General features: G+C 73.2%; 10 protein-coding genes. 7 read left to right on the forward strand and 3 right to left on the reverse strand.

Features of this window, described 5'->3' with window-relative positions; translation table 11 throughout:
* The first annotated feature begins 191 nt into the window (after positions 1 to 191).
* The 3 genes from DQ384_RS09730 to DQ384_RS09740 all read left to right on the forward strand — a co-directional run bounded on the left by DQ384_RS09730 (position 192) and on the right by DQ384_RS09740 (position 4,003).
* Entirely contained in the window at positions 192 to 1,520 is a 1,329-nt protein-coding gene (locus DQ384_RS09730; protein WP_245966339.1) for a glycosyl hydrolase, read from the forward strand.
* Between the two features lie 300 nt (positions 1,521 to 1,820).
* Complete coding sequence (locus DQ384_RS09735) at positions 1,821 to 2,426, forward strand: DUF305 domain-containing protein (protein ID WP_114028371.1); 606 nt, start codon at positions 1,821 to 1,823, stop codon at positions 2,424 to 2,426.
* 245 nt (positions 2,427 to 2,671) lie between these two features.
* Positions 2,672 to 4,003: a ferredoxin reductase family protein gene (locus tag DQ384_RS09740; protein WP_245966340.1), complete on the forward strand. Its 1,332-nt coding sequence runs from the start codon at positions 2,672 to 2,674 to the stop codon at positions 4,001 to 4,003.
* Positions 4,004 to 4,078: 75 nt separating this feature from the next.
* On the opposite strand, the gene DQ384_RS09745 is transcribed toward DQ384_RS09740, so the two are convergent.
* The 3 genes from DQ384_RS09745 to DQ384_RS09755 form a co-directional block, all read right to left on the reverse strand.
* Complete coding sequence (locus DQ384_RS09745) at positions 4,079 to 5,308, reverse strand: monooxygenase (protein WP_114028372.1); 1,230 nt, start codon at positions 5,306 to 5,308, stop codon at positions 4,079 to 4,081.
* A 217-nt stretch (positions 5,309 to 5,525) separates the two neighbouring features.
* Positions 5,526 to 7,853 carry a HelD family protein gene (locus DQ384_RS09750; protein WP_114028373.1) on the reverse strand — a complete coding sequence of 776 codons (2,328 nt, stop codon included), beginning with the start codon at positions 7,851 to 7,853 and terminating at the stop codon, positions 5,526 to 5,528.
* Positions 7,854 to 8,001: 148 nt separating this feature from the next.
* Complete coding sequence (locus DQ384_RS09755; RefSeq protein WP_114028374.1) at positions 8,002 to 8,373, reverse strand: STAS domain-containing protein; 372 nt, start codon at positions 8,371 to 8,373, stop codon at positions 8,002 to 8,004.
* A 140-nt stretch (positions 8,374 to 8,513) separates the two neighbouring features.
* Between DQ384_RS09755 and DQ384_RS09760 the strand changes: the two genes are divergently transcribed.
* The 4 genes from DQ384_RS09760 (at position 8,514) to DQ384_RS09775 (ending at position 13,024) form a co-directional block, all read left to right on the forward strand.
* On the forward strand, positions 8,514 to 10,346 hold the full coding sequence (locus DQ384_RS09760) for a glycosyltransferase (RefSeq protein ID WP_114028375.1): 1,833 nt from the start codon (positions 8,514 to 8,516) through the stop codon (positions 10,344 to 10,346).
* Between the two features lie 101 nt (positions 10,347 to 10,447).
* Positions 10,448 to 11,479, forward strand: coding sequence for an energy-coupling factor ABC transporter permease (locus tag DQ384_RS09765; protein WP_114028376.1), 1,032 nt, complete (start codon positions 10,448 to 10,450; stop codon positions 11,477 to 11,479).
* A 25-nt stretch (positions 11,480 to 11,504) separates the two neighbouring features.
* A complete protein-coding gene (gene cbiQ / locus DQ384_RS09770) occupies positions 11,505 to 12,269 on the forward strand; it encodes a cobalt ECF transporter T component CbiQ (protein WP_114028377.1) in 765 nt (254 codons plus the stop codon).
* Positions 12,266 to 13,024 carry an energy-coupling factor ABC transporter ATP-binding protein gene (locus DQ384_RS09775; protein WP_114028378.1) on the forward strand — a complete coding sequence of 253 codons (759 nt, stop codon included), beginning with the start codon at positions 12,266 to 12,268 and terminating at the stop codon, positions 13,022 to 13,024. Before cbiQ ends, DQ384_RS09775 begins: the two co-directional genes overlap by 4 nt.
* Positions 13,025 to 13,156 lie beyond the last annotated feature (132 nt).

Here is a 13,156-nt window from a genome sequence, read left to right on the forward strand (position 1 = left end):
ACCTGCGGACAACGGAAATCGGCGAACTTCTTTCCAGGTTTTCGTTGTCCGCCATCGGCCCGGCGGTCTCCTGTGTGGCGGCACTCGCGTCGCTGCCGACGTCCCGACCCCCGACAGCTCTACGAAGGGCACTGAAGATCATGAGTGAGACTGTTCCGCCGGCCGCCGCACCAGGACGTGCGAGCCGGGGGATGCGTCGCATCGCGGTCGCGAGCGTCTTCGCCGCCGTCTTGGGCGTCTCCCTCGCGAACGGCACCCTCCCGGCCGGTGCGGCCGACGTTCCCCTCTCGCAGGGCCGCACCGCCACAGCCTCCTCCGCCGAGCGCGGCGACCTGTCGGCCTCGGCCGCGGTGGACGGCAGGACCGGGACGCGCTGGTCCAGCAAGTTCAGCGACCCCCAGTGGCTCCAGGTCGACCTCGGCAGGTCCACGGCCATCAAGAAGGTCGTGCTGCGCTGGGAGAACGCCTACGCCACACAGTTCAGGATCGAGTCCTCCACGGGCGGCGGCGCCTGGACCACGCTCTACTCCACCAGCTCCGGCAAGGGCGGCACGCAGACGCTGAACGTCTCGGGCACCGGCCGGTACGTGCGGCTCTACACCACCAAGCGGTCCGGCAAGTACGGCGTCTCCCTCTGGGAGTTCCAGGTCTTCGGCGCGGGCGCGGCGGCCACCCCGACCCCCACCGTCAAGCCGACCTCCAGCACGAGCCCCAAGCCCTCCCCGAGCACGACCCCGACCAAGCCGAGCGCCACGCCCACCAAGCCGTCCGACCCCGCCACGCCGTCCACCAAGAAGGGCGTGGGCGTGTGGAAGATGAACAACGTCAGCGACGCGCTCGCCAAGTCCGGCGCGGGCTGGTACTACACGTGGGCCTCGCGTCATGACGGCGTCACCACGCCCAAGGGCGCCGAGTTCGTCCCCATGGTGTGGGGCGCGGCCAGCGTGAACGACCAGACCCTCGCCGAGGCCAAGGCCGCCGGCCCGTACCTGCTCGGGTTCAACGAGCCGGACATGGCCGAGCAGTCGAACATGTCCGTGGACAAGGCCCTGTCGCTGTGGCCCAAGCTCATGGCGGCCGGCAAGGTGCTCGGCAGCCCCGCCGTCGCCTACGGCGGCGACAGGGCGGGCGGCTGGCTCGACCGCTTCATGACGGGCGCCGCGCAGCGCGGCTACCGCGTCGACTTCGTCACCCTGCACTGGTACGGCGGCGACTTCCGCGCCGACGCGGCGACGGGGCAGCTCAAGTCCTATCTACAGGCCGTGTACGAGCGCTATCACAAGCCGATCTGGCTCACCGAGTACGCGCTGATCGACTTCTCCAAGGGCGTCCGCTACCCGACCGAGGCGCAGACGGCGGACTTCGTCACGGCCTCGACCAAGATGCTCAACTCGCTGTCCTACGTGCACCGGTACGCCTGGTTCGGCCTGCCGGCCTCCGACACCGGGCCGAGCAGCGGTCTGTTCCACGGCAACGGGGTCGCCACCCCGGCCGGCCGCGCGTTCCAGGCAGCCCCCTGACCCTGCTCCCCTCCCATAACCCAACGAAGGACCTCATCAGACATGAGGGCAACTGTTCCGGAGCGTACGTCAGGCCTTCAATGCCTGGCCGGCGGCCGAACTGGAGCGGCGCATCCGCGACTGCATCCGCCCGATCGTCAAGTGCGGCGCCGACGGCACCCCCTGACGGTGACCGTTTCCCGGTGACCTGGGGTGGGGTCCGGTACGGCCGGCCCCGCCCCGGCCCCGACGGCACCATCTGCGTGCGCGGCCCGGGGAAGCGGCAGCGCACGCACGAGACGAGCGACAGAAGGAGCCGAAATGAGGGCGGCCATCGCCGGCGTGCCGGTGCTCGTGGTGCTCTGCGTCCTGCCTATCGCGAGCTGCGCCCCCGGATCGGACGCCGGTGGACCCCTCGCCGTCGCCGCCGAGGCGCCGTCCCGGACGACGGGTCCGCTCGCGGACGGCAGGCCCGGGGACGGCACGCGCACGGCCAACGCCACCGACGTCGCCTGGCTCCAGCTCGCCATCTCGATGACCGGCCAGGCGCTTCGCCTGCTCGGCTCCGTGCGGGATCGGACGTCCGATCCGGCGCTCATCCGGGCGGCGGCACGGATGAGCGAAGCCCACCGCGCGCAACTCGGGCGCCTGCGCGAGCTGCTGCGCGCGACCGGCGTGCCGGAGAGCGACGAGCACGAAGGTCACGACATCCCGGGCGTCGTCACGGCCGACGACCTCGCCGTTCTCGGCCGGGCCCAGGGGCCCGCGTTCGACCGGCTCTTCGCGCGGCACATCGGCGAGTACCTCCGGCAGTCGGTCCTGGTCGCGGCCGGCGAGCGCACGTCCGGTGCCGACCCCGAGATCAAGATCTTCGCTGCGGCCCTGTCGAGGGCCCGCACCGCGGACCTCGCCCAGCTCCCCTCGTGACGTCCTCGGCCCATGACCGCCGCGCGACTACGGCGGGCACCATGACCAATGCGCGGCACCCCCGCCCCACCGACGGGGACTATGCCATGACGGCGCTGATCAACGGCGGGGACCACGCCATGACGACAGCCCGGAATCCCCGGAGCGGCGACGGTGACCGGGCCGGGAGCCCACGCCGGCGTTCCCGCGTCGGAGCCGCCACACCTCGGCGCTCCCGCCCGCCCGTCCCCGCTCGGCCCGCATGGGTGCCCCTCCGCCGCCCCGCGCCGCAGGCGAGCCCGGCGCTGGTGCTGCCGCTCGTCTTCGCCGGGGCCGCCGTCGTGACGCTGGGCTGCTGGGCCGGGCCGGCCTCGACGACGGGCGTGGCCGGGTGGCTCGCCTGGGCGGGACGGCTCACCGGCCTGCTCGCCGGGTACGCCTGCGCCGTCCTGCTCGGCCTGATGGCACGCGTCCCGGCCCTGGACCGCGGGGTGGGCGCCGACCGCCTGGCCCGCTGGCACGCGGCCGGCGGCCGGCTCACCCTCGGCCTGGCGGCCGTCCACATGCTGTTCGCCACGGCCGCCCACGTCGCCCGGTCGGGCGCGGGGGTGCTGGAGGGGACGCTCGGGCTGATTCTGCACGGCCCGGCGATCCTCGCCGCGACCGCCGGTCTGGCGATCCTGACGGCCGTCGGCGTGGTCTCGGCGCGGGCGGTGCGGCGCAGGATGCGCTACGAGACCTGGCACTACCTGCACTTCCTCACCTACGGCGCGGTCTACCTGGCGTTCGCCCACCAGCTCACCGGCCCGGACTTCTCCGGGGATCCGGTCACGACGACCTTCTGGCAGGCCCTGTACGCCGGCGTCGCCGCCGCGCTCGCCTGGTACCGCTTCCTCACGCCCGTCCGGCGCGCCCTGCGCCACCGGCTGCGCGTGGCGGGCGTCCGCCTGGAGTCGCCCACCGTGGTGTCGGTGTACGTGACCGGCCGGCGGCTCGACGAGCTGGGCGCCGAGCCGGGGCAGTTCTTCCGCTGGCGGTTCCTCGCTCCCGGCATGTGGTGGAGCGCCAACCCGTACTCGCTGTCCGCGCCGGCCAACCCCCGCTTCCTCCGCATCACGGTCAAGGCGGTCGGGGACCACAGCCGCGCGCTGGCCCGGCTGCGCCCCGGCGTCCGCGTCTGGGCCGAGGGACCGTACGGCGCCCTCACCGCCGCGCGCCGCCGCGGGCCGCGGGTGCTGCTGATCGGCGGGGGAGTGGGCATCAGCCCGCTGCGCACGCTCTTCGAGACGCTGCCCGGCGAGGTGACGCTGGTCTACATGGCCCGCCGGGACGAGGAGCTGGTGCTGCGCGACGAGCTGGACGCCATCGCCGCCGCGCGCGGCGCCACCGTGCACTACACGGTGGACGACCTGACCGCGACGACCACCGGCCACACCGTGCCGCTGACCGGGCGCTCCCTGCGGACGTTGATCCCGGGACTGGCCGACCACGACGTCTACCTGTGCGGACCGGAGGGGATGACTGCGGCGGCCCGGCACGCGCTGCGCCGCGCGGGCGTGCCGAGCCGGCGCGTCCACCTCGAACGCTTCGACTTCTGAGCGGTCCGGGGCCTGATCGCGTCCCCGTCGACCGAAGCCCCGAGCCGCGCGTTTCGTAGCAGAGCGGCCGCGTGGTCAGGAGCCCTGGGGCTCGGGGGACATCATGAGAAGGCCGAGGCACATCTCGTCGCTGGTGCCCTCGCCCCACACGACGTACCTCGGCGGCAGGCCCCGCAGAGCGGGGAGCCGCTCGCGCAGGCCCGCGTCGTGGGTGCAGGTGACGCGGAGGACGTCGCCGGACCTGACGGTCACCGGCTCGGAGAACGGGCGGATCGCCTGGTCGTCGAAGTCGTAGGACGGGACGTCGAGCAGTGTCCTCGCCTTCGGCGTGCCGGGGTTCATCTCGATCTTGATGGAGCGGCCGAGCAGGTGCATGTGCCCGGCGGCGGCGTAGACGGTCGCCTTGACGGGGAACTTCGTGTCGCAGTGCTGGGTGACCCCCGGGGCGATGGGCTTGCCGTCGTTGCAGTACTGCTCCAGCTCCTTGACGGTCTGGCCCGCGTGCGTCCCGAAGCGCTGGACGACGTCCTTGACGGCGGCGTCGCGGTCGCAGAGCGGGCCGGACTCCTGCGCGGTGCAGGGGAGCTCGATCGGCGCGGGAAGCTGGGCGGTCCTCAGCGGCTTGAGGGCGGTCTCGCCGTCGGCGAGCCGCAGCCGCATGCTCGACTGGTCGGTCTCGGCAGGTTTGCCCTGCGAGGCGAGCAGGTTGTAGTGGATCTGCATGATGAGCTTGCTGCCGGGCGGCATCGGGTAGCCGACCTTCTCGGTGAGCAGGGTCTCGTTCGCGCCGGGCGCCCAGTGGCCGACCCAGGCGCTGCCGTCCACCCCGGCGTCGCCGAAGCACGTCCACCCCTCGCCGGGTGTCTTGGCGTCGAGGTCCTGGGCCGCCTTCACCTTGTCGGGGTCCAGGCGGAAGATGATCGCGTGGTGGACGAGCGCGCTGTTCTGCGGCATGAACTGGCTGCCGGTCAAGAAAGCGCTCCGGGTGATGCCGGGGTCGACGATGAAGCAGCGGTACTCGTCGGTTCCCCCCGACGGGGCGGCCGGCTGGTACGGCTCGGCCAGTTTCACGTTGACGAAGCGCTCGGACGCCCGCAGCGGGGCCGCGGGCGGCGCGCTGAACGTCCCGCCGTGACCGCCGTGGGGGCCGGCGGACGGCGTCCGCGTCCCCGCGACGGCCGCGTCGCCCTGGGCCCCCGTGGTCGCCGAGTCGTTTCCTTTCGCGCATGACGCGACGAGAAGTGTGCCGGCGAGGGCGAGGGCCACCCCGCCGAGCCATCGCGCCGGCCGGACCGCGTCGTTCATACCGCCTCCTGCTCTCCCCGTGGAGCCTCTGGTGTTCTGGCGTGCGCCTGGGAACGGCTCCCGCCGACCCGCTTCCAGCCTTCTCCCTCGCGGGATGTCCCGGCATCCGACCTGAGGCCGAAGCCGCTCATCCGCTGGGGTGAGGGGTTTTCGCGACTTTGGAGGCCAGGGTCGTAGACGAATCGGCTTATCCGGCCCTATATGCACTCGGCGGGCGTTATCTCCGAAGCCGGGCCAGCATGGGCGGCAGCGCGTTCTCGTGCACGACGGTCAGCCGCCGCGTGGCACGCGTGATCGCCACGTACAGGTCCTGACCCCCCTTGGGCCCCTGGGCCAGGATCTCGTCCGGCGCCAGGACGATCACCCCGTCGAACTCCAGCCCCTTGGACTGCGTGACGGTCAGCACCACCGACGGCGAGTCCAGGGCCTCGGCCGTCAGCGCGGACGCCGAGCCGGGCAGCAGAGCCGCGATCTCGCCGTGCCGGGCGTCGGGCGTCAGCACGGCCAGGCGGCCCTCGCCGAGCCCGGTGATCTCCTCCAGCTCCGACCGCACCAGCGCGGGCAGCACGGTGGCGAGGTCGGCGCGGTCGGCGCGCACCGCGCGGGGCGGGGCCTCCCCGTCGCGCACGGAGACGGGGGGCCGCTGCGAGGGGTCGACGGCCTTGAGCACGTCGGCGGCGACCTCCATGATCTCGGCCGGGGTGCGGTAGTTGACGAGCAGCCGCGCCTCGCGCCAGCGGCCCTTCACGTACGGGTCGAGCATCTCGGCCCAGGACCGCGCGCCCGCCGCCGAGCCGGTCTGGGCGACGTCGCCCACCACGGTCAGCGAACGCGTCGGGATGCGGCGCATGACCGTCCGCCACGCCATGGCCGACAGCTCCTGCGCCTCGTCCACGATGACGTGCCCGTACACCCACTCGCGGTCGGCCGCCGCCCGCTCGGCGGTGGTCGGGGCCGGCCCGCCGGACGGGGTGCGCTCGGCGAGCGCGCGGGCGTCCATCATCTCGGTCAGCTCGTTGATCTCCAGCACGCCGCGCGCGTACGAGCGCTCCTCCCGCCGCCTGCGCAGGGCCTCGCGCTCGGCGGCCCTCGCGGCGGAGTCGTCCTCGCCGAGCAGTTCGGCGGCCTCGTCCAGCAGCGGGACGTCGCCCGTCGTCCACGGCGAGCCGGGCGGCCGGAGCAGAGCCCCCTGCTGCTCGGGTGTGAGCAGCACCTCGCCGCCGGGGCCGTACGACGCGGCGCGCAGCCGGTCGGCGTCGGACAGCAGCTCGGCGACCAGCCGCTCCGGCGTGAGCAGCGGCCACAGCGCGTCCAGCGCCTCGCGCACCTCGGCCGTCCGCCACAACGCCTGCCGCGCGTACCGCAGGTCCTCCTCGTCCATCGGCCGGTCGAGTTGCCGGGCCTCGTCGAGGGCCAGCGCGGTCAGCGCCGAGTCGACGAACAGCTTGCGCGCGACGTTGTGCGGGTTGCGCACGGCCTGGGCCCGGTCGCGTGCACGCGCGCACGTGGCGTGGTCGACGCGCAGCGTCATCCGCTCGACCACGACCTCGACGCCGCCGCGCACGGACGTCTTCACCGGGACCGCGACCTCCAGATCGCCGTCCGGGACGCGCCGGCGGTCGCGCACGGCGGCCGCGATCACCTCGGCCATGCGCGTGTCGCCTTTGACGACCTCGGCCTCGGGGGTGTCCCGGGCGGTGGCCCGCACGCCGGGGTACAGCTCGCCCACGGTGGTCAGCACGACGTCGGTCTCGCCGAGCGAGGGCAGCACCTGCCCGATGTAGCGCAGGAACAGGGTGTTCGGGCCGATGACCAGGACGCCCCTGCGCTCCAGCGTGTCGCGGTGCGCGTACAGCAGGTAGGCCGCCCGGTGCAGCGCGGCGACGGTCTTCCCCGTGCCCGGCGCGCCCTGGACGACGAGCGCCCCGGGCAGCCCCGAGCGGATGACCTGGTCCTGCTCGGTCTGGATGGTCGCCACCACGTCGCCCATGCGCCCGGTGCGCCCGCGGCGCAGCGCCGCCATGAGCGCGGCCTCGCCGACCAGCGCGCGGCGGTCGGGCTCGCTCATGCGGCCGAGGTCGAACACCTCGTCGTCGATGCGCACGACCGTACGGCCCCGGGTGTGCAGGTGACGGCGGCGCACCAGCGGGCCGGGGTCGCTGGGCGTCGCCGTGTAGAACGGGCGGGCGGCCGGGGTCCGCCAGTCGACCAGCACCAGCTCGTCGCGCTCGTCGCGCAGGCCGGCCCGGCCGATGTAGTAGGTCTCGCCCTCGTCGTCGTCCAGCCTGCCGAAGCACAGCCCGCGCTCGATCGACGAGAGCCGCGCGACCCGCCGGGCGTACTCCCCGGCCGAGACGTCGCGTTCGACCCGCGCCTGGCGCGTGCCCCCCTGAGCGCCGCGCCCGTGCTCGGCGCGCAGGGCCGCTTCGGCGCGCTCGCGCACCACGTCCAGGCGGTCGTACAGCATGGTCACATAGGACTGCTCGGCGCGCAGGGCTTCGGCGCGGGCGGAGTCGCGGGTGGATTCGGATGCACGATGCTCCATCGGTGTGGTATACTCCTTACGGGCAGGGTGTGCGGCTTGGTCGAAGCATGCCTAAACATGAGAGCGTAACAGCTCCGCCTCTTCGTGCGCAGCCGTACGCGGCCTTCGGCCGTACGGGCCCTGAGCGCCCACACGCGATGATCGAACTTCAGGCGGCCTCCACGACCGCCACCGCCTCCTCGCATGTCGCGTAGGTCTCGAAGTGATGGTCGAGGTTAGTGATCGCCAGCAGCCTTGAGATCATGCCCGGCCCCACGACCAGAGCCAGCCTGCCCCCCGCCTCGCGCACCCTGTTCAGCGTGCTCACCAGCAGGCCGAGGCCGAGTGAGTCGCAGAACGCCGCCCTGCCGAGGTCGAGCACGAGGCAGGGCGGCCGCCGGGCCTTCAGTGCGAGGTCCAGAGTGGCGCGCAGCCGCGGGACCGCGTACATGTCCAGTTCGCCGGCGATCTCCACGACCGTGCACGCCCCCACGTGCCTCTGCTGGATCTCCAGTCCTGTCTCGCGCGCCGGATACACCATGTCGTCACCTCCGTTGCACACTCGTTACCCTGAGGAAAAGGCAATAAGCCCGCAAAGCCAAATAAGTGGGCGGTCCAGGTGATGCCATCGCGGATGATTGCCCTTCATCGTGCGGGTCGCCGGTTACATAATGAATCACAATGAAGACGGAAAGTAACCGGCCTGTCGACGTGAGCATCGTCGTGCCCGTCCACAACTGCCGCCCCTATCTCGACCGGTGCCTCACCTCGCTGCTGGAGCAGTCGGTCAGCAAGGAGATCGTCGTCGTGGACGACGGCTCGACCGACGGCAGCCGCGACCTCCTGGCCGACTATGCAGCGAAATATCCGGAAATACGGCTGTACTTTCAGCCGGCCTCCGGGGGAGCCGCCCGCCCGAGGAACCGCGCCATCGCCCACTCCAGCGGCCGCTACGTCTTCTTCTGCGACGCCGACGACCACCTCGGCCCCGAGGCGCTGCCCCGCATGCTCGCCATGGCCGACCGCAACGGCTCCGACATCGTCCTCGGCAAGATGGTCGGCCACGGCCGCAAGGTGCCCACCGCGATCTTCCGCGAGAACCGCGACCGCGCCCCCCTCGGCGAGACCACCGTCTACAACGTCCTCACCTGCTTCAAGCTCTTCCGCCGCGAGCTGCTGATCCGTCACGAGATCCGCTTCGACGAGTCGCTGCGCGTGGGCGAGGACATCGTCTTCTCCGTCCACGCCTACTGCCACGCCCGGACGATCTCGGTGGTCGCCGACCACGACTGCTACCACCTCGTCGCCCGCCCGGACGGCACCAGCGTCATGCAGCAGCCGGGCAGCCGCGACCCGCTGGCCTGGCTGCGCATGATCCGCACGCCCATCGAGCTGATGACCCGCCACATCCCGGCCGGGCCGCTGCGCGACCACCTGCTGCGGCGGCACTTCCGCTTCGACATCCTCGCCCAGCTCGGCGCCCCGCTGCTGTCCCTGGACCCCTACGGGCGTCGCGCCGCCATCGGCGAGGTCGCCGAGATGTGCGCCACCTGGCTCACCGACGGCGTCGTCGAGCGCCTGCGGCCGATCGACCGCCTGCGCGTCGCCACGCTGGGGGACGCCGACCGCCTCGTCCGCATCGCCCGCGTCGAGACGGCCGGGCTGCGCCACCACCTGACCGCCCTGGCCTGGGCGGGCGACCGGCTGGAGGTCACGGGCCGCGCCTTCCTCACCGACTCCTGGAACGGCGTCGCCGTCGGCCTCCTGCTGCGCGAGCGGTTCACCTCGGCCGAGCGCCGCGTCCCGGTGACCTCCGCGGCCGACGTCTTCGCCGGCGGCATCGAGGTCTCGCGCCTCCCGCCCGGGGTGTGGGACGTGTACGTCGTGGTGGCCTGCGAGGGCGTGCGCCGGGTGGCGAGGTTCGGCGCCCGCCGCGAGCCCGGCGTCGACCGTCCCGCCGCGCGCCTGGTGACCGCCGTCGCCGCGCCGTACTTCACCCGGCCGTACGGCAACCTCAGCATCGACGTCGGCGGTCACGTGGTGACGGTGCCCGCCTCGGCGCGGCTCGCGCGCCTCACCTGGGGAGGCAAGGGCGTGCTGACCGTCGAGGGGACGGTCAGCGTGGGCGGCGGCTGCCCTGCGGCGCGGTGCGTGCGCCATGTGGTGTGGCGCGAGCGGGCCTCGGGCAACGAGCGCAGGGCCCCCGCGTCGGCCGTGGGCGAGGAGGCGTTCACCGCGACGGCGACGCTCGACGCCCCGGGCGTCTGGGAGGCGGACCTGGAGCTGAACCTCGGCGGCCCTTTGGTGCGGTACCCGGTGCAGGTCGGCGAGGCCGAGCCTGGCAGGCTGGGCGCGGGCGCGGTGTGGTGGCGCGGCAGGCGGCGCTGGACGGCGCGGCCGCGCGCGTCGAAGGTGCGGCGCCGGCTCGTCGTGACCGTGCTCGCCACGGGCCCGAGGGCCGTGGTGCGCCGCTCCATGCGCATGGGGCGCCGCACCTCGCGCATGGAGCGCTGACGTCACACGATGTTCACGGCGAATCCTTAATGCCATAGCTTTGCAATTACAACTCACAGGCATAGAGTTGAGGCGATCCACACCATCGTCGGAGGCTCGACGTGCACGTACCGGACGGTTTCTTCAACGCCGCTGTTTCCATCGCCGCGGGCGCCTTCGCGGCGGCCGGGCTCGGCGTCTGCCTGCGCCGCGCGCGCCGCGAGCTGGACGACCGCACCGCCCCGATGGCGGGCCTGGTGGCGGCGTTCATCTTCGCGGTCCAGATGCTCAACTTCCCCGTCGCCGCCGGCACCAGCGGCCACCTGCTCGGCGGCACGCTGGCCGCGGTCCTCGTCGGTCCGTACACCGCCGTGTTATGTGTGGCCGTGGTGTTGCTGGTCCAGGGCTTCTTCTTCGCCGACGGCGGCCTGACGGCCCTGGGCGTCAACATCACGCTGATGGCCATCGTGACCGCCGCCGTGGGCTGGTTCGTGTTCCGCCTCGTCGTCCGCCTGGCCCCCCGCGCACGCGCCGCGATCCCGGTGGCCGCCTTCCTCGGCGCCGTCGTCTCCGTCCCCGCCGCCGCGCTGGTCTTCACGGTGCTGTTCTGGATCGGCGGCACCGCGCCGATCGACATCTCCTCGGTCGCGCTGGCCATGGGAGGCGTGCACGTCCTGATCGGCCTCGGCGAGGGCCTGATCACCGCGCTGACGGTGAGCAGCGTGCTGGCCGTGCGCCCCGACCTCGTCTACGGCGCCCGTGGCCTCACCGCGCCGCTGGTTCTGCGCACGGCGGGCGGGGACACCTTCGTGGCCCCCGAGCCCCCGCCCGCGCCGGCCCGGAGCATCCGGCCGTTGCTGGTGGGAGGCGCGGTGGTCGCCGTCCTGCTCGCCGGGGTGGTCTCGTTCTACGCCTCCAGCAGCCCCGACGGGCTGGAGAAGGTCGCCGGAGACAAGGGCCTGAACGCCCAGGAGCGCGGCCACGCGCTCGGCGGCTCGCCGCTGGCCGACTACGGCGTCAAGGGCGTCGGCGACGAGCGTCTGGCGGTCGGCGTCGCGGGCGTCGCGGGGGTCGGCATCACGGTCCTCGCCGGGGGAGCGGTCTTCTACACCGTGCGCCGCCGGGCACGCCAGCCCGCGAAGGCGGGCGCGTGATGATCACGCGAGGCGGCCCGCTGTAGTGGGCGCGGGACATCACCACCAGCTCTACCGCCCGGGGGACACCGTGGTCCACCGGCTGCCCCCGCAGTGCAAGCTGCCCGCCGTGGCGGCCTTCGCCGTCGTCGTGGTGGCCACCCCGAGGGACGCCTTCTGGGCCTTCGGGGTGTACGCCCTGCTGCTGGCGGGGGTGGCCGCCGCGGCCCGCGTCCCGGCGCGGTTCGTGCTGCGGCGCATGGTGGTCGAGGTGCCGTTCGTGGTCTTCGCCCTGGCACTGCCGGTCATCGGGCTCGGCGCGCGGGTGGAGGTGCTCGGGGTGTCGCTCAGCGTGGAGGGGTTGTGGGCGGCGTGGAACATCCTCGCCAAGGCCACCCTCGGCGTCGTGGCGAGCATCCTGCTGGCCGCCACCACCGAGCCGCGCATGATGCTGCTCGGCGCGCGGCGGCTCAGGCTGCCGCAGACGCTCGTGCAGATCGCGATGTTCATGCTGCGCTACATGGACGTGATCCTCGACGAGATGCGCCGCATGCGCGTGGCCCGCGAGTCGCGCGGCTTCGCGGCCCGCGACGTCCGGCAGCTTCCTGTGCTGGCCAAGTCGGCGGGCGCGCTGTTCATCCGCTCCTACGAGCGCGGCGAGCGGGTGCACCTGGCCATGCTCAGCAGGGGATACAACGGGTCCATGCCCATCATCGACGACGTGGGGGCCTCGGCGGCGAGCTGGGCCGTCGCCGCCGTCCTGCCGGTGGCCGCGCTGGCGACGGCCGCACTCTCCTGGAGCCTTTCATGACCCCGCCCCCGTCGCCCCCGTCGCTCTCCGTGCGCCGACTGGCGTACGCCTACCCCGACGGCACCCAGGCGCTGTTCGGCGTCGACCTGACCATCGGGCGCGGCGAGCGGGTCGCGCTGCTCGGCCCCAACGGCGCGGGCAAGACCACGCTGGTCATGCACCTGAACGGCATCCTGACCGCCGGGCACGGCACGGTCGAGGTGGCCGGGCTGCCGGTGGGCAAGGACACGCTGGGCGAGATCCGCCGCCGCGTGGGGCTGGTGTTCCAGGACCCGGACGACCAGCTCTTCATGCCGACCGTCCGCGAGGACGTGGCGTTCGGCCCGGCGAACCTGGGCGTGCGCGGCGCCGAGCTGGAGCACCGGGTGCGGGAGGCCCTGGAGCGCGTGGGCCTGCCCGACGTCGCCGACCGGCCGCCGCACCACCTGTCGTTCGGGCAGCGCCGCCGGGTCGCCGTGGCCACGGTGCTCGCCATGCGGCCGGAGATCCTCGTGCTGGACGAGCCGTCGTCCAACCTGGACCCGGCCTCGCGGCGCGAGCTGGCCGAGGTTCTGCGCTCCCTGGACGTCACCGTGCTGATGGTCACCCACGACCTGCCGTACGCCCTTGAGCTGTGCGAACGCTCGCTGATCCTCTCCGGCGGCGTGATCGCGGCGGACGGCCCGACCCGCGAGATCCTGGCCGACGACGCCCTGCTCGCCGCCCACCGCCTGGAGCTGCCGTACGGGTTCGCGGTCGCCGACCGGCCCTCGTGAGCCGCCCTCCGGCGGGACGCGTCCGTGCGGCGGTTAGGGGTTCCCAAATCGCGAGGTCAGCGACGCTGCGCTACGGTGTCCCACGAATTCGGCGATCTTACGCGGCGTGACTTCGGTCACTGTCTCGGCGAA

Source organism: Sphaerisporangium album, assembly GCF_003323745.1.
In the GTDB taxonomy this organism is placed as follows: Bacteria; Actinomycetota; Actinomycetes; order Streptosporangiales; family Streptosporangiaceae; genus Sphaerisporangium; species Sphaerisporangium album.

What these genes read in the sequence shown, in the direction of transcription:
- DQ384_RS09730 (WP_245966339.1), top strand. Translation starts at nt 192, where the DNA reads ATGCGTCGCATCGCGGTCGCGAGCGTCTTCGCCGCCGTCTTGGGCGTC.
- DQ384_RS09735 (WP_114028371.1), top strand. Translation starts at nt 1,821, where the DNA reads ATGAGGGCGGCCATCGCCGGCGTGCCGGTGCTCGTGGTGCTCTGCGTC.
- DQ384_RS09745 (WP_114028372.1), bottom strand. Translation starts at nt 5,308, where the DNA reads ATGAACGACGCGGTCCGGCCGGCGCGATGGCTCGGCGGGGTGGCCCTC.
- DQ384_RS09750 (WP_114028373.1), bottom strand. Translation starts at nt 7,853, where the DNA reads ATGGAGCATCGTGCATCCGAATCCACCCGCGACTCCGCCCGCGCCGAA.
- DQ384_RS09755 (WP_114028374.1), bottom strand. Translation starts at nt 8,373, where the DNA reads ATGGTGTATCCGGCGCGCGAGACAGGACTGGAGATCCAGCAGAGGCAC.
- DQ384_RS09760 (WP_114028375.1), top strand. Translation starts at nt 8,514, where the DNA reads ATGAAGACGGAAAGTAACCGGCCTGTCGACGTGAGCATCGTCGTGCCC.
- DQ384_RS09775 (WP_114028378.1), top strand. Translation starts at nt 12,266, where the DNA reads ATGACCCCGCCCCCGTCGCCCCCGTCGCTCTCCGTGCGCCGACTGGCG.